Below are 21,055 nucleotides of genomic sequence, written 5' to 3' on the forward strand. Positions count from 1 at the left end.
TTTGTGTGACGTGGCCCCGGTTACTAGGCGGCCTCAGGCGGCAGCTCCCTGAAAGTGGCGCTCGATCAGTCCCTTGATGTCGTCGTGGCATCCGCCGCAGCCGGTACCGGCACGGGTTGCCGCGGAAACCTCGGCCACCGTGGAGCAGCCGCCGGCTGCGGCATCGGCGATCTTGCCTCCGCTTACGCCTGCGCAGCGGCAGACCGTGCTCTCGGGGTCGTTGGAGGCGCCCGCCGGCGCCAGCTGGTCGGGTCCGTCGAGGCGCAGGAGGAGGGACCTGTCCGCGGGCAGTTCGGCGCCGCGCTCGAAGAGCTGCACGAGCTCCCCGGCGGTGCGCGGCATGCCCACGCTGACCAGGCCCTCCAGCACTCCGCCGCGGGTGGTCATCTTGACGTAGCGCCCGTGCTCGGGGTCTGCCCACTGGGCGATCTGCAGGCGCGGCCTGCCGTTGACGGCGCCGGCAGCCAGGACTTCCTCATCCCAGGGCTCTGCGGAGTTGTCCCCGGCCACCGCCATGTTCATGCCGCGCGCCTTCAGGACGATCACGCCCGGCTTTTCCTGCGGGAGCGGGGGCAGCGAGTCGGCGTCCTCCGCGGCACCCTCGGACAGCAGCAGGAGGTATTCGGCGAGCCATTCGGCCTGCCGCCAGCCGGGACCCACCAGGCCGGACGGTCCCCGCGCGGTGCGGCACTCGATGCAGGCCGGATCCGGGCAGCGGACCTCGGCACAGTCACCGATCGCAAAGATGTGCGGCTCGTGGTGTGCGCGCAGCCGGTGGTCCACCAGAATGCCTGTTCCGGTGGAGAGCCCGCAGCCCTCGGCGAGCTCAATCCGCGGCCGGACGCCGCAGGACAGCACCAGCAGGTCGCCGTCGATCGCCGATCCGTCGTCGAGCAGCAAAGCCGAGAACCCGCCGTCGGGCGCGTTGTGCTCAATGCCCGTGGAACGGGCGTTGCCGGCGATCCGGACGCCGCAGTTGCGCAGGCTCGCGGCCAGGACGGCGCCGCCGCCGCGGTCGATATTGCGGCCCAGCGGGTGCGGGCCGTTGTGCACCACGGTGACCGTGGCGCCTTCCTCTGCGGCGGCGAGGGCCGTCTCGAGCCCCAGCACGCCGCCGCCCAGGACCACCACGCGCTTGCTGCCCTCCACTGCCGTGCGCAGCACCTCGGCGTCGCGGAGGTCTCGAAGTGCCGTGACGCCCGGCGGCAGGACGGGAGCCGCGGGGTCCGGATTAAGCCCTGTCAGGTTGGGGATCACGGGCCGTGAACCGGTGGCGAAGACCAGCCGGTCGTAGTGGGCCGAGGTGCCGTCGGAGAGGTTGACGGTCTGCCGTGCGCGGTCCACGCGCCTGACCTTCACGCCGAGCCGGACATCCACGCCGTCGGCCACCAGGGCTGCGGCGTCGGCAAGGGCCAGCGCCTCGGCAGTGGTGCGGCCAACCCCGAGGTCGGCCACCAGCACGCGGTTGTACGCGGCCTCGGTTTCCTGGCCGATGACCGTCAGCCCCACCTGCCCGGCCCGCAGGGCGGGCAGCAGTTCGTCGACCAGCCGGGCCGCCACCGGACCGAATCCGACAATTACAATCTGCTCGCTCATGAGGCCTCCGATGTCTGAAGAACACTGGTGATTCGGGGGTCCGATGCCAGCCGGACCCACACTTTGTTGAATTTGAATTCGGGCATTCCCGAAATGGGATCCGTGGCCGCTTCCGTGAGCCGGTTCGCGCTTTCCAGTTCGGGGAAGTGGAACGGCAGGAAGACGGTCTCGGGGCGGATGGCGGTGCTGAGCTCCGCCCGGCAGACCACTTGGCCGCGCTCATTGGCCACCGAGACCTCCGCGCCGTCCGTGATGCCCATGGCCGCGGCGGCAGCCGGGTGGATCTGCATCCTGGCTTCGGGCTGGGACGCCAGCAGCTCCGCCACCCGCCGGGTCTGCGCGCCCGACTGGTAGTGCTCCAGCAGGCGGCCGGTAATGAGGGTCATGGCTTTGGCGGCCGGAGCTCCGATGTCCCGGCCGGGGTCAGCCATTGAAGCACGGCGGCGTCTGGGCGCCACCGGTGTCATGACCGCCTTGCCGTCCGGATGGGCAAACGCATCCAGGAACAGGCGCGGGGTGCCGGTGCTGCCGGCAGGGTAGGGCCAGTACGCTGCCGCGCCGCTGTCCAGCATGGCGTAGTCAATGCCGGAGTAGTCGGCCGCTCCACCGGCGGAGGCCAGTCGCAGTTCCTCGAAGACCGTCTCCGGGTCGTCGCTGTAGGTGGACGGCGCGTCCAGGGCCTCGGCCAGCCGGGCCATGATCCACAGCTCGCTGCGGGCACCGGCGGGCGGCTGGATCGCCTGGCGCCGGCGGAGGACGCGGCCTTCGAGGTTGGTCAGCGTGCCTTCCTCCTCAGCCCACTGCAGCACCGGCAGGACGAGGTCGGCCTCGGCTGCGGTCTCGGACATGAAGAAGTCGCAGACCACGAGGAAATCCAGGCTGCGGAGCCCGCGGATGACGGCGTTGGCATCCGGCGAGGCGACGGCGATGTTGGAGGCGTGCACGAAGAGGCAGTGGACGCCGTCGGGCTGTCCCAGTGTTTTGAGCAGCTGCACGGCCGGCAGGCCGGGGCCCGGAATGAGCGCCTCGGGGACGTTCCAGACCTTGGCCATGTGTGCCCGGGCGGCGGGGTCGGTGATCTTGCGGTAGCCGGGCAGCTGGTCGGCTTTCTGGCCGTGCTCGCGGCCGCCCTGGCCGTTGCCCTGGCCGGTGAGCGTGCCGTAGCCGCTGCGGGTGCTGCCGGGCAGGCCCAGCAGGAGGCTGAGGTTGATGGCTGCCGTGGCGGTGTCGGTGCCGTCCACATGCTGTTCCACGCCGCGTCCGGTCAGGATGTAGCTGCCGCCCCGGCGGGCGCCACTGGCCAGCCGGCGGGCCGTTTCGCGGATGAGTTCTGCGGGAACGCCGGTGATGGACTGGACGCGCTCCGGCCAGTAGGCGTTGACGGACCGGACCACGGCGTCGAAGCCGCTGGTGCGGGCCTGGATGTATTCGGCGTCGAGCAGTCCTTCGTGGATCACCACGTGGGAGAGGCCCAGCAGGAGCGTGAGGTCGGTGCCTGGAAGGGGCTGCAGGTGGATGCCGCCGCCGTCGGAGGTGAACGCGGCGGTGGCGGAACGCCGCGGGTCCACCACGATGAGGCCGCCGGCGTCGCGGACGCCCTGCAGGTGCTGGACGAACGGCGGCATGGTCTCGGCGACGTTGGAGCCGAGCATCAGGATGGTGCTGGCCGTGTCGAGCGCCTCAAGCGGGAAGGGCAGCCCGCGGTCCAGGCCGAAGGCCCGCATGCCCGCGGCGGCGGCCGACGACATGCAGAACCGGCCGTTGTAGTCGATCCGGGAGGTGCCGAGAGCGAGGCGGGCGAACTTGCCCAGCTGGTACGCCTTTTCGTTGGTGAGGCCGCCGCCGCCGAAGACGCCGACGGAGTCCGCACCGTACCTGGCGCGGGCGTCTTTGACGGCTGCGGTGACGCGGCCGAGGGCCTCGTCCCAGGAGATGGGGCGGAAGATGCCGTCGGGCCCTTTGAACATGGGCTCGGTGACGCGTCCGGGGTGCTGCAGGAGCGAGGCTGATGTCCACCCCTTGCGGCAGAGGCCGCCGCGGTTAGTGGGGAAGTCGCGGCCGCTGACCTCGAGGGCGGCAGCCGGCACGGGGCCTGGCCCCGGCTGCACAGCCGGGGCCGGGCCCGTTGCGGCCTTGGCCGCTGGGGACTTGAGCGTCATGGCGCACTGCAAGGCGCAGTAAGGGCAGTGCGTGTCGGCGCTTTTGGTCATGTTAGACGTGTCCCATCGCGTTTCGGTTGGCGTTGCGGATGTAGCAGAACCAGCAGACCGTGAGCATCAGGGCGTACGCTCCGACGAAGCCGTAGAAGGCCGGCGTGTAGGAGCCGCTGGCGGTGTTGGAGGCGTTCAGCACCTGGGGGATGACGAACCCGCCGTAGGCGCCGATGGCGGAGATCAGGCCGAGTGCGGAGGAGGCGAGGCGCTGGGTCTCCACCGAGCTGGCCCCGGAGCGGGCCGCGCGGCTGGAGGTCGCGAAGATCACCGGGATCATGCGGTAGGTGGCGCCGTTTCCGAAGCCGCTGGCCGTGAAGAGCATCAGGAACAGGACCAGGAAGAGCCAGAAGTTCTTCAGCGGCAGCGTCCAGATCATCGTCAGGGTGATGAGGCCCATGGCGGCGAAGGCTGACACGGTCATCCGCGCCCCGCCCATGCGGTCAGCCATCCGTCCGCCGTAGGGGCGGGCCAGCGAGCCGACCAGCGGACCGAGGAAGGCCAGCGAGAGTGCGACTGCGCCGACGGAGATGGAGGAGAAGGCCGGGAAGTAGTCCTTGATGAGCTTGGGGAAGACGCCGGCGAAGCCGATGAAGGAGCCGAACGTTCCGATGTACAGCAGGGCCATGACCCACAGGTGGGGTTCCTTGATCGCTGCAAGGGACCCGGCCACGTCGCCCTTGGCACTGGTGAGGTTGTTCATGTACTTGTAGGCGCCGAACGCTGCCAGCAGGATCAGCGGCACCCACATGAGCCCGGCTACAGGCAGGTTGACCGTGCCGGCGGCGAGCAGCGTGATGGCGATCGGGACAGCAAGCTGCGCCACGGCTGCGCCGAGGTTGCCGCCGGCGGCGTTCAGGCCCAGTGCCCAGCCCTTTTCACGGGCGGGGTAGAAGAAGGTGATGTTGGCCATCGAGCTGGCGAAGTTGCCGCCGCCGAAGCCGGCCAGTGCAGCCACCAGCAGCATGACGCCGAACGGTGTTTCCGGATTGGAGACGCACAGGGCCAGTCCGATCGAGGGGATCAGCAGGAGCAGCGCGGAGACGATCGTCCAGTTCCGGCCGCCGAAGCGCGGAACCATGAACGTGTAGGGAATCCGGAGCGTGGCGCCGACGAGGCTCGGCATGGAGATCAGCCAGAAGATTTCGGAGGTGCTGAACGTGAATCCTGCGGCGGGCAGCTGGACCACCACGATGGACCAGAGCTGCCAGACAACGAAGCCGAGGAACTCGGCGAAGATGGACCAGTTGAGGTTGCGGCGCGCGATGGAGCGGCCCTGGGTTTCCCACTGGTGCTTGTTCTCGGCGTCCCAGTTGGCGATCCAGCGGCCCGGGCGCACTTCGAGTGCAGGAGCATCGAGGGCGCCGGTGGTGGTGGCGGCGGCAAGATCGAGGGAATTGTGGGTTCCGGCGTCTGCGGTGCGGTCAGCAGTCACGGTGTACCTCCTTGGGGAATGTTGTCCTTCCAAGGTAGGGAAGGCGCGTTTCGCAGACGGTCGCGGTTTGTTAACGTGCTGTGACATTTGCCTATCAGCCCGCTGCGGGCGGCGTTAGGCTTGTCGGACGACCTCATGTTGAGACAAACCGGAAAGTCCGGATACTGGACCGCTTGTCCGTCGCATGGACGGCGGGAACTAAGATTGAACTCTGTTTTATCCCCTTGTTTGGAGGGCTTCCGTGCGAGGCCACTCCAGTTCTCATGAAAGCGTCCCCACATGTCATCGCCTGCAACGTCAACGGAACATGGCACCGCCAAACCGGTGAACTCCAAGGGCAAAGTGATCTTTGCCAGCCTCATCGGAACGACGATCGAGTTCTACGACTTCTACATCTACGCCACCGCGTCGGTGCTGGTTTTCCCCAAGCTGTTCTTCCCCCAGGCAACCGAGATCAACGCGCTCCTGAGCTCCTTCGCCATCTTTGGCGTGGCGTTCATCGCCCGGCCCATCGGTTCTGTCCTGTTCGGGCACTTCGGCGACAAATTCGGCCGCAAGGGCACCCTGGTGGCCTCCCTCCTCACCATGGGCCTCGCCACCTTCTTCATCGGCCTGCTGCCGACGGCCTCCGTCGCCGGCTGGACAATCCTCGCGCCGCTGCTGCTCGTGCTGCTGCGCTTCGCCCAGGGCCTGGCGCTGGGCGGTGAGTGGTCCGGCGCCGCACTCCTGGCCACCGAGAACGCACCCCAGGGCAAGCGCGCCATCTACGGAACGTTCCCGCAGCTCGGCGCCCCCATCGGCTTTATCCTGGCCAACCTGCTTTTCATCTGGTTCAACGCCGCCCTCAGCCCCGAGGAATTCGCGGCCTGGGGCTGGCGCGTACCGTTCCTGCTCAGCGCCGTGCTGGTGATCGTGGGCCTCTACGTCCGGCTGAAGCTCGTGGAGAGCCTCTCCTTCCAGAAGGTGCTGAAGGAAGACAAGGTAGCCAAGGTTCCCTTCACCGCCACCTTCAGGAGCCACTGGCGCCCGGTGCTGGCTGGAACCTTCATCATGCTGGCCACGTACGTGTTGTTCTACATCATGACCTCCTTCACCCTGACCTACGGCACCAAGCCGGCCTCCGTTGCGGCCGCGCAGGCCGCCGCAGAAAAGGCCGGCAAGCCGATGTCCGCCGCCGAGGTGGCCAACTTTGTTCCCGGCCTGGGTGTTCCCCGCGGCGACTTCCTCTGGATGCTGATCCTCGGCGTCGTCTTCTTCGGCATCTTCACCCTCGTGTCCGGCCCGCTGGCGGAGAAGTGGGGGCGCCGCAAGTTCCTCATGGGCGTCACCGCCGGCATCTTCGTGTTCGGCGCGCTGTGGTTCACCATGTTCGGCCCCGGACCCGGCGCGGCAATCGTCGGCCTCATTATCGGCTTCACGCTGATGGGACTGACCTTCGGCCCGATGGCGGCGATCCTGCCCGAGCTGTTCCCCGCCAACGTGCGGTACACCGGCTCGGCTGTTGCGTACAACCTCTCCAGCGTCATTGGGGCCGCACCGGCATCGTTCATCGCGATTGCCCTGTGGCAGGTAGCCGGCGGCAGCACCTGGCTCGTCGGCGTGTACATGGCGGCGGCTGCCGTGCTGACGTTCATCGCGCTGTGGATCACCCGCGAGACCAAGGACACGGACTACGAGAACAACGTGGCCTGATTTCCAGGTTTAGCTGCGGAAGCGTTTGACCGCGGAAGCGAAAATGCCCGGTGTGAAATCACACCGGGCATTTTCATGCGCTGAATAGACGGGGCGGGGGGCGCGCCGGCCGCCTTAGTCTTCGATCGTTGCGATGACGGCGCCCGCCGCCACTGTCTGGCCGGCCGCGGCGGACAGGCCGGTAATGGTGCCGGCACGGTGTGCCGTGAGCGGCTGTTCCATCTTCATCGCCTCAAGTACGACGACGAGATCACCTTCGGCGACGACGTCACCCTCGGCCACGGCCACCTTAACGATTGTTCCCTGCATGGGGGAGGCCAGGGCGTTGCCGCCCGCGGCGGCGGTGGCGCCGCCGGCGCGGCTGCGCTTCTTGGACTTGGCCGGCTTCGCGCCGGCTGCTGCCGCTCCGGCGAAGCCGAGGCTGGCGGGCAGTGCCACCTCCAGGCGCTTGCCGCCCACCTCCACCACGACGGTGCGGCGCTCACCGGCGTCCTCACCCTCCGGCGCGGCGCCGTTGGGTGTCCAGGCGGGAAGGTCGTTGACGAACTCGGTTTCGATCCAGCGGGTGTGGACGCTGAACGGACCCTCGGCCGGCGCGAACGCCGGGTTGCTGACCACGGCCAGGTCGAAGGGAATGACGGTGGGAATGCCTTCCACCACCATCTCCTCAAGGGCGCGGCGGGCGCGCTGCAGGGCCTGGGGGCGGGTCGCTCCGGTGACGATCAGCTTGGACAGCATCGAATCGAAGTTGCCGCTGATGACGTCGCCCTCTTCGATGCCGGAGTCAATGCGGATGCCGGGGCCGGTGGGGTTCTTCAGGGTGCTCACGGTGCCGGGTGCGGGCATGAAGTTGCGGCCCGGATCCTCGCCGGTGATGCGGAACTCGAAGGAGTGGCCGCGGACCTCGGGGTCGCCGTAGCCCAGCTCCTCGCCGCAGGCCAGGCGGAACTGCTCGCGGACCAGGTCGATGCCGGTGACTTCCTCCGAGACGCAGTGCTCCACCTGCAGGCGGGTGTTGACCTCGAGGAAGGAGATGGTGCCGTCCTGGCCCACGAGGAACTCGCAGGTGCCGGCGCCGAGGTAGCCGGCTTCCTTCAGGATGGCCTTGGATGATTCGTAGAGGCGCCGGTTCTGGTCCTCCGTAAGGAAGGGTGCCGGAGCCTCCTCCACGAGCTTCTGGTTGCGGCGCTGGAGTGAGCAGTCGCGGGTGGAGACCACTACAACGTTGCCGTGCGCGTCTGCGAGGCACTGGGTTTCGACGTGGCGCGGGGAGTCGAGGAACCGCTCGATGAAGCACTCGCCACGGCCGAAGGCTGCGGTGGCCTCGCGGACGGCGGAATCGAAGAGCTCGGGGATTTCCTCCCGGGTGCGGGCCACTTTGATGCCGCGGCCGCCGCCGCCGAAGGCGGCCTTGATGGCCACGGGCAGGCCGAACTTGTCGACGAACTCGAGGATTTCCTCGGCGGATTCCACGGGGTCGGCGGTGCCGGGCACCTGCGGGGCGCCCACCTTCTCGGCGATGTGGCGGGCCTGGACCTTGTCTCCCAGCGCGGAAATGGCTTCCGGCGACGGGCCGATCCAGGTGATGCCGGCGTCGATGACCTTGGCTGCGAACTGGGCGTTCTCGGCCAGGAAGCCATAACCGGGGTGGATGGCGTCGGCGCCGGACTGGCGGGCCACCTCGAGCAGCTTGTCCATGACGAGGTAGGACTCGGCTGCCGTGTTGCCGCCCAGGGCATATGCTTCGTCGGCGAGCCGGACGTGGAGGGCGTCCCGGTCAGGATCCGCGTAGACGGCGACCGAGGTGATGCCCTCGTCCCGGGCTGCGCGGATGATGCGGACGGCGATTTCACCGCGGTTCGCGATCAGAACCTTGGTGATTTTTGAATGCACTGGACCTGCGGACTGCTCCGGCTTTACTGACAAGACGACTCCTTCTTTCCTTCAGGGAGCCTAGCCTGATTTTGAGGAATCCGCTGATATTGCTGGCGGAATCCGCGTGTAAGAGGCCCGGCCTTTGTAGGGAAGCTACAACTCCCCGGAAATTGCCGAGTCGGGCAGGTCCTGCCAGAACTCGGTGATGCTCACGTTCGCCTGGGCCAGCAGGGAGCGCAGGGTGGATACCGACAACCCCACGACGGCGTGCGGGTCGCCGTCGACTTTCCGGATGAAGGCGCCGCCCAAACCGTCGATCGTGAAGGAACCGGCGCAGTGCAGCGGCTCGCCGGTGGCGATGTAGGCGTCGATCTCCGCGAGTTGCATCTCCATGAAGTGCACCTCGGCGGAGGCAACGCTGCCCAGCGTCGCGCCGGAGCCCCCGTCGTCGTCCGTGTCGCGGCAGTCCACCAGCCAGTGGCCGGTGTGCAGGACCCCGCTGTTGCCGCTCATCCGCAGCATCCGTTGCCTGGCCACGTCCACGGTGTACGGCTTGCCGTGCGACTCGCCGTCGAACTCAAAAACCGAATCGCAGCCGAGCACCAGCGCCCCTTCAGCCGCCGGCAGCGACGCGACGGCCTCGGCCTTGGCCCGGGCCAGGAGCAGGGCGGTGTCGTGTGGATCGGTAACGCCGTAGCGTTCCTGCACGGCGTCCTCGTCGACGTCGGACACGAGGACTTCGTGTTCGATGCCGGCCTCAGTCAGGAGCTTGGTGCGGGCGGGGGACTGGGAGGCAAGAATGAGGCGGGTCACGGCTCCAGCTTAATTCATCCCGGCAAAGCAACGCGGGGCCACCTGTAGCCCGCGTTGCTTTGCGAGCGCCACTGCTCAGCGCGCGGCGGCCTCCGCGGGGTCCGCGTCCGGCTCGGCGTCGGTCGCGGCACCCGTGGCGTGCCCGGGCTTGCGGAGTTTCACCCCTTCGACGTCAACATCCGGCAGGATGCGGTCCAGCCAGCGCGGCAGCCACCACGCCTTTTCGCCAAGGAGGTACATGACCCCCGGGACGATCGTCATGCGCACCACGAAGGCATCAACCAGCACGCCGAAGGCCATCGCAAAACCGAGCGGCCGGACCATGTTCAGGTGCGAGAAGATAAAGCCCGCGAAGACACTGACCATGATGATGGCGGCGGCGGTGACCACCGCGGAAGCGTGGCTGAAGCCGGAGCGGACGGCGTGCCTGGCGGACTCGCCGTGCATGAAGGACTCCCGCATGCCCGAGGCGATAAACACCTGGTAGTCCATGGCCAGCCCGAATAGGACGCCAATCAGGATGATGGGCAGGAAGCTCAGCACGGCGCCGGGGTTGTCGACGCCGAACACCGCACCCAGCCAGCCCCACTGGTAGACCGCCACCACGGCGCCGAATGCGGCCGCGAGCGAAAGCAGGAAGCCGCCGGTCGCCAGCAGCGGCACCACGATCGAGCGGAACACCAGCAGCAGCAGGATCAGCGAGAGCCCCACCACGATGGCCAGGTACGAGGGCAGGGCGTCGCCCAGTTTGCTGGAGACGTCGATGTTGCCTGCCGTCTGGCCGGTCAGGCCGATGCTGACTCCGGTGGCGTCCTCGATTTCGGCGCGTTCGGCGCGGATGTCGGAGACCACGTTGACGGTGCTGGCGCTGGCCGGCCCCTCCTTCGGGATGACCTGGAACACCGCTGTCCCGCGGTCCTCGCTCAATGCCACCGGAATGGCGGCGGTGACGTTCCCGGTCTTGCGCAGGATGTCTGCGACGTCCAGCTGCTTGGCCTGCGCTCCGGTTTCGCTCAGGCTGTCGGGGAAATCACCCACCACGATGATCGGTCCGGTCATGCCTTCGCCGAAGCTGCGTTTGGTGGCGTCGTAGGCCTTGAAGGCCTGGGAATCGGCAGGTTCGGAGCCGCCGTCGGGCAGTGCGAGCCGCAGCTGGGCAGCGGGCAGCGCCACAATGCCCAGCGCGAGGACGCCGGCCAGCATGGCCAGGACCGGGTGCCGGGTCACGAGCCCACCCCAGCCGTGGCTGCTGCGGTGCTCGTCCTTGGCACGGTCCTCGGCCTCTCGGTTGGGATCGGCATTGTGCCGCTCGGCCTTGGCCCAGGCCCCCTTGGAGATCAGCTTCCTGCCCACGAGGGAGAGGATCGCCGGGGTCAGGGTCAGTGCGACCAGGACGGCAACCGCGACGGTTCCGGCCGCGGATAGGCCCATGACGCCGAGGAACGGAAGGCCCGGAACCACCAACGCCGCCAGGGCGATGATGACCGTCAGGCCGGCGAAGAGCACGGCATTTCCGGAGGTGCCGGTGGCGCGCGCCACCGACTCTTCCGCGTCCATCCCTGCCAGCAGCTGCCCGCGGTGGCGGTTGACGATGAACAGCGAATAGTCGATGCCGACGGCGAGGCCCAGCATGAGGGCGAGCATCGGGGAAATGGAACTCATGTCGATGAGGCCGCTGAGTGCCATGGTGGCGCCGACGCCCACCGCCACGCCGATCACGGCCATCAGCAGCGGCAGCCCGGCGGCGACGAGCGTGCCGAGCATGACGATCAGAACCAGTGCAGCAACGGCGATGCCGATGATCTCGCTCACGCCGAAGATCTCGGAGACGTCCTCGCTGATTTCCTTGCTCGGCAGTGCGGTGACGCCCGCCGGGGAAACCTCCTGCACGATGTCCTGGACTTCCTGCCGCACCTGGGGGGCCAGGCCGTTGATGGAGGTCTTGAACTGGACCTGCGCAATGGCAGCCTTGCCGTCCTCCGAGACGAAACGCAATCCCTGCGAGGCTTCGACCTGGCGCTTTGCCAGTGCCAGTCTGGCGGCGCCGGCCTCTGCCTCCCTGGTGCCGGCGCCGAGCTTTTCCTGGCCTGCGGCCAGGGCGGCCTTCTGCTCGCCCAGCTGGGCCTCGACGGCCGACGCGGGCAGGCCGGCAGCGGTCATCTGCGCCTCGGCCGCGGCCAGCTGTTTCGTGCCGGCTGCCAGTTCGGCGGCGGCTTTATCCAGTTGGGCCTTGCCCGCGGCTGCCTTGGCCTCGCCGGCGGCCAGATCTTTTGCCGCCTGGTCCAGCTGGGCCTGAGTGGCAAACGGGTCGACGGTTCCCCGCACGTCCGGAAGGGCCTCAAGCTTGGTCAGGGCAGCAGACACCGCGTCCTCGCCGGCCTGGCTGAACCGGGCGCCATTTGCCTGGAAGACCACGCCGGCCGAGCCGCCGGATGACGCGGGCAGCTCCTTCTGGAGCTTGTCGGCCATCTGCTGGGTTTCCGTGCCTGGAATCTGGAAGTTGTTGGACAGCGTGCCGTGAAAGGCTGCCGCTGCGCCGCCGGCCGCCAGTAGGACCGCCAGCCAGAGCGAGACGACGAGCCACCGGTGCCGGTAGGAAAACTTGCCAAGGCGGTACAGGAGAAGTGCCATGTCAGGACCGTTCTGCGTTGCGGGTGGAGGTTTTGGCGGAAGATTCATTGGGCACCGTTGGTGTCCGGGCGAAACCGGATCCCAGGAGCCCCATCGAATCGATGAGCAGCTGGCGGAGGATCGCCAGCGACTCGGGGGAGAGATCGGGTCCGCAGCGGCGGAACCATACGTCCATGGCGGCCTTGCCGCATGAGATGACCGATCCTGCGAGGGCCCGGACGTAGAGCTCGTCCTGGTCAATGCCGTCCCGTTTAGCGCCGGTGCTGTGTTCGGTGCCGTCCTGGTCAGGGCCGGCGCCGTCTTTGGTCCGGGGGGAGCGCTCGCGGGCCGCGGCAATGATCTGTTCGGTGCAGTGGTCCCAGGCCTCAAGTTCGGAGCGGGCCATGAGCGGGTTGCCCTGGGTCAGGCCGAACAGCTCAGCCAGCGGAGCAACGATCATGGGATCGGCCAGTCCAACGAGGGCGGCCCGGGCGGACTCGAGGATGGGTTCGTCCGCGGGACGCCGGCGGAACAGTTCGAGGGCGCTGTCCAGGAAGCCGTTGGTCACCGAGGCGATGGCGGCCTCCGTGCTGCTGAAGTAGTTGAAGAAGGTCCGGCGTGAAATGCCCGCGGCTTCGGCAATGTCCTCGACCGTGAAGTTGCCCGGCCCGTGCTGCCGCAGAAGGGCCAGCGTTGAGTCGGTGATTGACTGCCGGGTGGCGGCCTTGTTCAGCTCGCGCCGGGAAACCGGCCCGCCGGCCTCGGCCGGGACGGCGTCCGAGGACGCTGCAGAGGGGGAAGTGGAAGTGGACACCCAGTTACACTATGTGCAAGTTTGCACTCTGTGCAAGTGAGGCGGAATTGCTTAATCGCTGCTTGGCCGGAGAAATTCACAGCGTCTTCACAGCCGGACAAGAGCCGTTCTTGAGGAGCAGGGTGCATCCTGTTCTCGTGGCCGGCACGGCGGCAATGATGCTCAAGGCCGGCGGATCGAGGAGCGGACCATGGAGCGTTCAAAGAAAGTGGCTCTCGGACTGGGCGCGACTGCCCTGGCACTTGGCGCAGGCTTCGGTGTCTCCGGAATGGCGGCCGCGACTACAGCCACTCCGACGCCTGCGCCTACGGCAAGCAGTCCCTCCAGCGGCCTCTCGGACGGGCTGCGTTTCGAGGGCGGGCGGCACGGGCATGGACACGGGCGCGGTCACGGGGTGCTCAAGAGGGATGCCGCGGCGCTGGCGGCCAAGCTGGGCGTTGATCAGGCCCGGCTCGAGGACGCGCTGCGGGACTTCCGCCAGGCCAACCATCCGGGCGGCCGCCGCGCGGACGGCACCAGGCCGGACAAGGCAGCGAAGGAAGCGGCGCTGGCAGCATCGTTGGCCAAGTCCCTGGGCATTGATGAAGCCAAGGTCAAGGCCGCACTCGAGGAACTCCGCACCCAGGCGCAGGCGGACCGTGCGGCTGCCCTGAAGGGCCGGCTCGATCAGGCGGTGAAGGACGGCACGCTCACCCAGGCCGAAGCAGACGCCGTGACGAAGGCCGTGGAAAAGGGCGTGATCGGCGGCCACTAGGCTTGGCCGGCGGGCCGAAAACCCGCGATCGGGTCAGCCGGTGGCCCGGTCACGCCGGGGGGGCTGGCGGTCAGCTTGTTCGGTTGACGGCGGCGAGGATTGCCGCTCCTAGTTCCGCGGGCTTGGTGAACTGGGGCCAGTGCCCGGTGGGAAGATCCACGAGTTCCACATCGCGGATACGGGCGAGCTCTTCAACGTAGGGGTGCCCGGCGTCCATCCACTCCGTCAGCAATGAGGACGGGAACTCGCAGGCAATCACCGTGGCAGGGACGTCGTAGCGCCGCACATCGTGCAGGTGCTGCTTGTCGCATGCCACTGCCTTTGGCTGTGGGATGGCCCGTGCCCGGAATGCTTCCCGCAGCCCGTCGTCGAGGTCGGTGAGGTCGGCGTCGTCGAACACGTCCCAGGAGGGCAGGGGGATCTCGTCACCGTCTGCCGGCAGTTCATCATTGATGACCCCGCCTTCCCCGAGCGGTCCGCTGTCCACGTAGACGGCCCGGACCACGCGGTCCGGGCGCTCGTCCACGGCGCCATGGATGATGGCGCCGCCACCGGAGTGGCCCACGAGGACCAGCGGGCCCTCAATGCCGTCAATCGCTTCCACGACCGCGTTGATGTGGTCGCGGAGCCCGATGCCGGTCCGCTTGGCGTCCTTCCCTTCGAGGCCCGGAAGGGTCAGTGCATGGATCTGGTGTCCGGCCTCCACAAGCGGGGGAGTGACACCGGACCAGGATGAGCCATCGAGCCAGAAACCGGGAACCAGAATGATGTCCATGCCGGTACCCTACCCTTGCGGTCCGCCGCCCGGGGCCCATTTGGGCGGCGGACTTAAAGGCGGCGGACTTAAAGGCGGTGGACTTAAATGCGTGTGCCCCGGGGAACTCCCCGGGGCACACGCAGTCACAAAGAGGTCAGGCCTGCGACCCGGCCAGCTCACGCTCGGCGGCAGCAGGAGCCTCTTCCTCGCGGAAGGCCTCCCCGGTGCGCGGTGCGTTGTAGAGGGTTTCGTTGAGGATTCCCTGGCGCTTGGCCACGATGGTGGGCACGAGCGCCTGGCCGGCGACGTTGACCGCCGTGCGGCCCATGTCCAGGATGGGGTCGATGGCCAGCAGGAGTCCGACGCCCGCCAGCGGCAGTCCCAGCGTGGAGAGGGTCAGCGTCAGCATGACGACGGCGCCGGTGGTTCCCGCCGTCGCAGCGGACCCGAGGACGGAAACCAGGGCGATGAGCAGGTACTGGCTGAAGTCGAGCTGGATCCCGAAGAACTGGGCTACGAAGATGGCCGCCACAGCCGGGTAGATGGCCGCGCAGCCGTCCATCTTGGTGGTGGCGCCCAGCGGAACGGCGAAGGAGGCGTAGCCCCGGGGAACGCCGAGGTTGCGCTCGGTGACGCGCTGGGTCAGAGGCAGTGTGCCGATGGAGGAGCGGGAAACGAAGGCCAGCTGGATGGCCGGCCACGCGCCGGAGAAGTACTGCTTGACTGACAGGCCGTGGGAGCGGACCAGGACCGGGTAGACGCCGAACAGCACCAGGGCGAGGCCGATGTAGATGGCAACCGTGAACTTGCCCAGCGAACCGATGGTGTCCCAGCCGTAGACGGCTACCGCGTTGCCGATCAGGCCCACGGTGCCCAGCGGTGCGATGCGGATGATCCACCACAGCACCTTCTGGATGACGGCCAGCGCAGAGGCATTGAGGGCCAGGAACGGCTCGGCCTGCTTGCCCACCTTGAGGGCGGCAACGCCGACGGCGATGGCGATCACCAGGATCTGCAGGACGTTGAAGCTGACGGAGGTGGTCACGGCGCCGGAGTCGGTGACGGTGGAGCTGGCCCCAAGACCCAGGAAGTTCTTGGGGAACAGGCCGATCAGGAACGCCCACCAGTCGCCCTGCTTGCCGTCGTACTCCGCGTCGCCGGAGATTCCGGTGTTCGCGCCCGGCTGCAGGAGCACGCCCAGGCCGGTGCCGATCAGGACGGAGACCAGCGATGTGATGGCAAACCACAGCAGCGTGTTCCAGGCCAGCCGCGCCGCGTTGGAGACCTCACGCAGGTTGGAGATGGAGCTCACCACGGCGGTGAAGATCAGCGGCACGACGGCGGTCTGCAGCAGCGACACGTAGCTGGAGCCGATGGTCTGCAGCGTGGCGCCCAGCCCGTTGGGGTTCGTCTTGGTGCTGCCGGTGTACTTGGCCAGCAGGCCAAGCCCCAGCCCGACGATCAGGGCCGCAATGATCTGGAAGCCGAAGGAACCTGCCCACCTGGGCAGCTGGAAGCCGGGACGCCCGGCCGTGGATGAAGTGGTTTGATTGCTCACCCCAACAAGCTAGGCCGCACAAAATACAGCTACCACCCGGTATTGAGAAATATTACGCGGACTCAATGCCCGGTAAGCGCCAGAACGCCGGAAAATCACCGCCACTCCGCGCTTTTATGAAGTTATTCCCGCCGGGCCTGTGGCAAACATCTCCCCGTGGCTTGGAGCTTTCGTCCGGATATCGCGACTTCGGAGGCCTATATCTCGCCATATCTGGACAAAAAACTCGGATCGATCAGCGGTGGCCAGCCGAGTCGAGCATGGCGCGCTTGAGGGTGTCGAGTCCCACGGAGCCGATGTTCAGTGCCTTGGTGTGGAAGGCCTTGAGATCGAAGTCCGGCCGTGCTTCGAGTTCCTCGCGGATCTGTTCCCACAGCCGCTGTCCCACCTTGTAGGACGGGGCCTGGCCCGGCCAGCCGAGGTAGCGCGCGAATTCGAACTGAAGGTTGCCCTCGCTGATGTCCAGGTTGGCCTTGAGGAAATCGAAGCCCTTCTCCGGAGTCCACGTGCCGGTGCCCCAGCGTGCGGGGACGTCAAGCTCCAGGTGCACCCCGATGTCGAACACCACCCGGGCGGCCCGCATCCGCTGCATGTCCAGCATGCCCATGTGGTCGCCCGGATCCTTGAGGTAGCCGAGCTCCTCCATGAGCTTCTCGGCGTACAGGGCCCAGCCCTCGCCGTGTCCCGAGGTCCAGCAGACGTTGCGCCGCCAGCTGTTGAGCAGTTCGCGCCGGTAGACGGCGGTGGCCACCTGGAGGTGGTGGCCGGGCACTCCCTCATGGAACACCGTGGTGGTTTCGGCCCACGTGGTGAAGGAGTCCTCGCCTGCGGGCACGGACCACCACATCCGGCCGGGCCGGCTGAAGTCGTCCGTCGGGCCCGTGTAATAGATGCCGCCCTCGTCGGTGGGCGCGATCCGGCATTCCAGCGTCTTCATGACGTCGGGAATCTCGAAGTGGACGCCGGCGAGGTCGGAGATGGCGCGGTCGGACAGCTCCTGCATCCACGCCGTCAGGGCATCCGTTCCCTTGATCCGGCGGGCGGGATCGGTGTTGAGGATCTCCTTGGCCTCCGCGATGGAGGCGCCCGGCTTGATTTGCCCGGCGACCTGTTCCTGGGCGGCAATGATCCGCTCGAGTTCCTCAACGCCCCACGCGTACGTTTCTTCGAGGTCGACGGCGGCGCCAAGGAACACCCGCGAGGCGAGGGCGTAGCGTTCCCGGCCCACGGCGTCCTTCTCCGGCGCGACGGGGAGCAGCTCCTCCTGCAGGAACGCAGCCAGCCCGGCGTACGCCGCCCGGGCGGCGGCGGCACCGGCGTCGAGCTTTTCCTGCAGTTCAGCGGGCAGCGGGCCGTCAGCTGATTTGGCTTCGGCCGCGAGCTTGGCGAAGAAACCATCCTCTGCGGCGTACTTGGTGGTCTGTTCGATCACGATGGACACCTGGCGCCGGGCCGAGACCTTGCCGCGGTCCTTGGCTGTCCGCAGGGACTCGATATAACCGCTGATGGCCGCCGGCACGCTGTGCGTACGGGCCGCGATGTTCGCCCAGTGCTCCTCGGTGTCCGTGGGCATGAGGTCGAAGATGGACCGGATGTTCTGCGCCGGGGAGTCGATGTTGTTCAGCTCGGCGAGGTTCCAGCCCGAGTCGTGGATCTCCAGCTGGAGGCCGAGGCGTTCGCGCAGGGCATCGAGGGTGACGGCGTCGACGTCGTCAACGGGTTCCAGCCCCTCGAGGGCCTCAAGGGTCTTCCTTTCAGCGGCGGCGAACCTGGCGAGTCCGGCAGGGGAAAAGTCCTGGAACTCGGTGTCATGCCCCGGGATGCCGAGCGTGGTGGCCAGGCTCGGGTCCAGGGCAACGAGTGTGTCGGTGTGGGCGTCGGCGACGGCGTCGATGGCGGTCCGGGGGCGCGCTGGGGCGGCAGATTCAGTAGTCACCCCACGAGACTAACCGCGGGGTTCCGGTTATGAAAGACTTACTGAATTTTTCAGCCCCGGCTTCGCTTCCAGGCGCCCGGACCCGGCGTCGGCTCCAGCCGCAGCTGCTGGCGCCGCACCCAGTGCCGCGTGCTCGGCTTGGCTGGGCCGGCCGCTGCGGCGGGACCCAGGGAAAGCACGACGGCGGTAAGCGCCGCCAGCTCTTCGGGCGTCGGTTCGCCCTTGGTGACGGAGAACAGGGTCGCGGCCGGTTCGGCCGCCGGATTCGGGGCGGTCACAGCGGGATGTTCCCGTGCTTCTTGGTGGGCAGGCTGGCGCGCTTGTCGCGGAGCGCCCGCAGCCCCTTGATGATCTGCTTCCTGGTGTCCGAGGGCGCGATGACGGCGTCCACATAGCCAAGTTCCGCGGCCTGGTACGGGTTGAGCAGCTCTTCCTCGTACTGCCGGATGACGTCGGCACGCTTGGCCTCCACGTCGCCCCCGGCCTCGGCAACGGCGGCGAGGTCGCGCCGGTAGAGGATGTTGACGGCGCCCTGTGCGCCCATCACACCGATCTGGGCGGTGGGCCACGCAAGGTTCAGGTCAGCCCCGAGCTTCTTGGAGCCCATCACAATGTAGGCACCGCCGTAGGCCTTGCGGGTGATCACGGTCAGCTTGGGCACGGTGGCTTCGGCGTAGGCGTAGAGGAGCTTGGCTCCGCGGCGGATGATGCCCTGGAACTCCTGGTCCTTGCCCGGCAGGAAGCCGGGAACATCGACCAGCGTGATGATGGGAATGTTGAAGGCGTCGCAGTGGCGGACGAAGCGGGCCGCCTTTTCGGAGGCCGAGATGTCCAGGGTGCCGGCGAACTGCAGCGGCTGGTTGGCCACGATCCCCACCGTGTGGCCCTCGACCCGGCCGTAGCCGATGATCACGTTCGGAGCGTACAGCGACTGCATCTCCAGGAAGTGGGCGTCATCGACGATCTGTTCGATGACCTTGCGCATGTCGTAGGGCTGGTTCGCGGAGTCCGGGACCAGCGTGTCGAGTGCGAGATCGTCGTCGTCGAGTTCCAGCTCCTGCTGGTGCTCCTGCACCGGCGCCTCGGAGAGGTTGTTGGAGGGCAGGAAGTCCAGCAGTTCGCGGACGAACTCAATGGCATCGGCCTCGTCGGAGGCCAGGTAGGTGGAGGTGCCGGTGGTTGCGTTGTGCTGCCGGGCGCCGCCGAGGGTCTCCATGTCCACGTCCTCGCCGGTGACCGTCCTGATGACGTCCGGGCCGGTGATGAACATGTGCGACGTCTTGTCCACCATGACCACATAGTCGGTCAGCGCGGGGGAGTATGCAGCGCCGCCGGCGCACGGGCCCATGATGAGGGAGATCTGGGGCACGACGCCGGAGGCGTGGACGTTGTTGCGGAAGATGTCCGCGAACATGGCCAGCGAGGCAACACCCTCCTGGATCCGGGCCCCGCCGCCGTCGTTGATGCCCACCACGGGGCAGCCGTTGCGCAGCGCGAACTCCTGGACCTTCACGATCTTTTCGCCGTTGACCTGGCTCAGGGAACCGCCGTAGACGCTGAAATCCTGGCTGTAGAGGGCCACGAGCCGGCCGTCCACGGTCCCGTAACCCGACACGACGCCGTCACCGAGCGGCTTCTTCTTCTCCATGCCGAAGGCGGTGGAGCGGTGGACAGCAAGGGCGTCGAACTCCACGAAGGAGCCTTCATCCACGAGCAAGTCGATGCGCTCGCGGGCCGTGTTCTTGCCGCGCGCATGCTGCTTCTCGATGGCTTCGGGGCCGGAGGGCTGCTCTGCACGGGCCTGGCGGTCGCGGAAATCGGCAATCTTTCCCGCCGTCGTGGTCAGATCGTGGCTCATGAAGTGTCTCCGGCTCTGTAGCTGTTGTGCTGTGGCTGTTCTGCTGCGGCAGCGTAACGCGGGGCTTTGGCTGCCGGTTTAAGTAGCATCCGTACAAATCCAAAGCCCTGGTGGCTAGTCTAATGACGCAAATTGCCGGGACCGCTGTAGGGTTCCTACAATTTTCGTCCGTAGCGCCGACGGAAGCGCCGATGTTACTCGCGGGTAACAAATTGCCGCTAGAGTGTCCCTATGACTTCAAGCAACGACGCTTACGCTGTTCCGGCTACCCCTTACCAGGCCACCGGCAGCCTTCAGGGCCGGACCATCCTGATGTCAGGGGGCAGCCGCGGCATCGGCCTGGCGATCGCCCGGCGGGCAGCTCGAGACGGCGCCAACGTGGTGCTGCTCGCCAAAACCGGCCAGCCGCACCCAAAGCTCGAAGGTACCGTCTACAGCGCGGCCGAAGAACTGGAGGCCGCCGGCGGCAGTGCCCTGCCACTGGTGGGGGACGTCAGGAATGACGACGACGTCGCGCGTGCCGTGGAGTCCGCCGTCGGCCGCTTTGGCGGAATCGACGTCGTCATCAACAACGCCTCGGCGATCGACCTCTCGCCGACGGATGCGGTGGACATGAAGCGCTACGACCTCATGCAGGACATCAACGTCCGCGGCACGTTCCTGCTCTCCAAGCTGGCCCTGCCGGCCCTGCGCAGGTCCTCCGGCGGCCACATCCTCACGCTCTCGCCGCCCCTGAACCTCGACCCCAAGTGGGCGGGCCGCCACCTGGCGTACACCATGGCCAAGTACGGCATGAGCCTGACCACGCTGGGCCTGGCCGAGGAACTCCGGAACGACGGCATCTGCGTCAACTCACTGTGGCCGCGGACGCTGATCGACACGGCCGCCATCCGGAACATGGCCGGCGGTGAGGCAATAGTCCGGGCGGCCCGCGGTCCCGAGATCATGGCCGACGCCGCCCACGCCGTGCTCACGGGGGCTGCGGACCGGGCGGGCAGCACCACTGCTGCCGGCACCAACACCGGCAATTTCTACACGGACGAGCAGGTCCTGGCCGCGGCCGGAGTTACGGATTTCCGGCCCTACAGCCTGGGTGCTGCCGAGGCAGACCTCGTCCAGGACATCTTCCTGTGAGTTGGCACCTTCC

The 21,055-nt window shown here is 67.5% G+C and carries 15 protein-coding genes; 3 read left to right on the forward strand and 12 right to left on the reverse strand.

The window, feature by feature from the left end; all coding sequences use genetic code 11:
• Positions 1 to 33: 33 nt before the first annotated feature.
• Genes AC5RWD_RS06840 through AC5RWD_RS06850 form a run of 3 tightly spaced genes read right to left on the reverse strand, consistent with a single transcriptional unit; the run spans position 34 to position 5,241 of the window.
• Positions 34 to 1,596 carry an FAD-dependent oxidoreductase gene (locus AC5RWD_RS06840; protein ID WP_494019294.1) on the reverse strand — a complete coding sequence of 521 codons (1,563 nt, stop codon included), beginning with the start codon at positions 1,594 to 1,596 and terminating at the stop codon, positions 34 to 36.
• A complete protein-coding gene (locus AC5RWD_RS06845; protein ID WP_494019295.1) occupies positions 1,593 to 3,806 on the reverse strand; it encodes a molybdopterin oxidoreductase family protein in 2,214 nt (737 codons plus the stop codon). Before AC5RWD_RS06845 ends, AC5RWD_RS06840 begins: the two co-directional genes overlap by 4 nt.
• Position 3,807: 1 nt before the next feature.
• On the reverse strand, positions 3,808 to 5,241 hold the full coding sequence (locus AC5RWD_RS06850; protein WP_494019296.1) for an MFS transporter: 1,434 nt from the start codon (positions 5,239 to 5,241) through the stop codon (positions 3,808 to 3,810).
• Positions 5,242 to 5,520: 279 nt separating this feature from the next.
• Between AC5RWD_RS06850 and AC5RWD_RS06855 the strand changes: the two genes are divergently transcribed.
• Positions 5,521 to 6,933: an MFS transporter gene (locus tag AC5RWD_RS06855; protein WP_494019297.1), complete on the forward strand. Its 1,413-nt coding sequence runs from the start codon at positions 5,521 to 5,523 to the stop codon at positions 6,931 to 6,933.
• A gap of 114 nt (positions 6,934 to 7,047) precedes the next feature.
• On the opposite strand, the gene AC5RWD_RS06860 is transcribed toward AC5RWD_RS06855, so the two are convergent.
• The 4 genes from AC5RWD_RS06860 to AC5RWD_RS06875 all read right to left on the reverse strand — a co-directional run bounded on the left by AC5RWD_RS06860 (position 7,048) and on the right by AC5RWD_RS06875 (position 13,045).
• Positions 7,048 to 8,859: an acetyl/propionyl/methylcrotonyl-CoA carboxylase subunit alpha gene (locus tag AC5RWD_RS06860; RefSeq protein WP_494019298.1), complete on the reverse strand. Its 1,812-nt coding sequence runs from the start codon at positions 8,857 to 8,859 to the stop codon at positions 7,048 to 7,050.
• 102 nt (positions 8,860 to 8,961) lie between these two features.
• Positions 8,962 to 9,621 (reverse strand): Maf family protein, encoded by a 660-nt coding sequence (locus AC5RWD_RS06865; RefSeq protein ID WP_494019299.1) that lies wholly within the window; start codon positions 9,619 to 9,621, stop codon positions 8,962 to 8,964.
• 75 nt (positions 9,622 to 9,696) lie between these two features.
• A complete protein-coding gene (locus tag AC5RWD_RS06870; RefSeq protein ID WP_494019300.1) occupies positions 9,697 to 12,252 on the reverse strand; it encodes an MMPL family transporter in 2,556 nt (851 codons plus the stop codon).
• A 1-nt stretch (position 12,253) separates the two neighbouring features.
• Positions 12,254 to 13,045 carry a TetR/AcrR family transcriptional regulator gene (locus AC5RWD_RS06875; RefSeq protein WP_494019301.1) on the reverse strand — a complete coding sequence of 264 codons (792 nt, stop codon included), beginning with the start codon at positions 13,043 to 13,045 and terminating at the stop codon, positions 12,254 to 12,256.
• A gap of 190 nt (positions 13,046 to 13,235) precedes the next feature.
• Between AC5RWD_RS06875 and AC5RWD_RS06880 the strand changes: the two genes are divergently transcribed.
• On the forward strand, positions 13,236 to 13,799 hold the full coding sequence (locus AC5RWD_RS06880) for a hypothetical protein (RefSeq protein ID WP_494019302.1): 564 nt from the start codon (positions 13,236 to 13,238) through the stop codon (positions 13,797 to 13,799).
• Between the two features lie 70 nt (positions 13,800 to 13,869).
• Here the strand turns inward: AC5RWD_RS06880 and AC5RWD_RS06885 are convergent, their stop codons facing one another.
• The 5 genes from AC5RWD_RS06885 to AC5RWD_RS06905 form a co-directional block, all read right to left on the reverse strand.
• Complete coding sequence (locus tag AC5RWD_RS06885) at positions 13,870 to 14,574, reverse strand: alpha/beta fold hydrolase (protein WP_494019303.1); 705 nt, start codon at positions 14,572 to 14,574, stop codon at positions 13,870 to 13,872.
• A gap of 136 nt (positions 14,575 to 14,710) precedes the next feature.
• Positions 14,711 to 16,114 (reverse strand): dicarboxylate/amino acid:cation symporter, encoded by a 1,404-nt coding sequence (locus AC5RWD_RS06890; protein WP_494019304.1) that lies wholly within the window; start codon positions 16,112 to 16,114, stop codon positions 14,711 to 14,713.
• 235 nt (positions 16,115 to 16,349) lie between these two features.
• Complete coding sequence (locus tag AC5RWD_RS06895; RefSeq protein WP_494019305.1) at positions 16,350 to 18,050, reverse strand: DUF885 domain-containing protein; 1,701 nt, start codon at positions 18,048 to 18,050, stop codon at positions 16,350 to 16,352.
• A gap of 50 nt (positions 18,051 to 18,100) precedes the next feature.
• Complete coding sequence (locus AC5RWD_RS06900; protein ID WP_494019306.1) at positions 18,101 to 18,328, reverse strand: acyl-CoA carboxylase subunit epsilon; 228 nt, start codon at positions 18,326 to 18,328, stop codon at positions 18,101 to 18,103.
• On the reverse strand, positions 18,325 to 19,908 hold the full coding sequence (locus AC5RWD_RS06905; RefSeq protein ID WP_494019307.1) for an acyl-CoA carboxylase subunit beta: 1,584 nt from the start codon (positions 19,906 to 19,908) through the stop codon (positions 18,325 to 18,327). The genes AC5RWD_RS06900 and AC5RWD_RS06905 overlap by 4 nt, the downstream gene beginning before the upstream one ends.
• Before the next feature lie 231 nt (positions 19,909 to 20,139).
• Here AC5RWD_RS06905 and AC5RWD_RS06910 point away from each other — a divergent pair, with 231 nt between their 5' ends.
• Positions 20,140 to 21,042 (forward strand): SDR family oxidoreductase, encoded by a 903-nt coding sequence (locus tag AC5RWD_RS06910; protein ID WP_494019308.1) that lies wholly within the window; start codon positions 20,140 to 20,142, stop codon positions 21,040 to 21,042.
• Positions 21,043 to 21,055: the final 13 nt, after the last annotated feature.

Source organism: Arthrobacter sp. CMU6 (assembly GCF_059090205.1).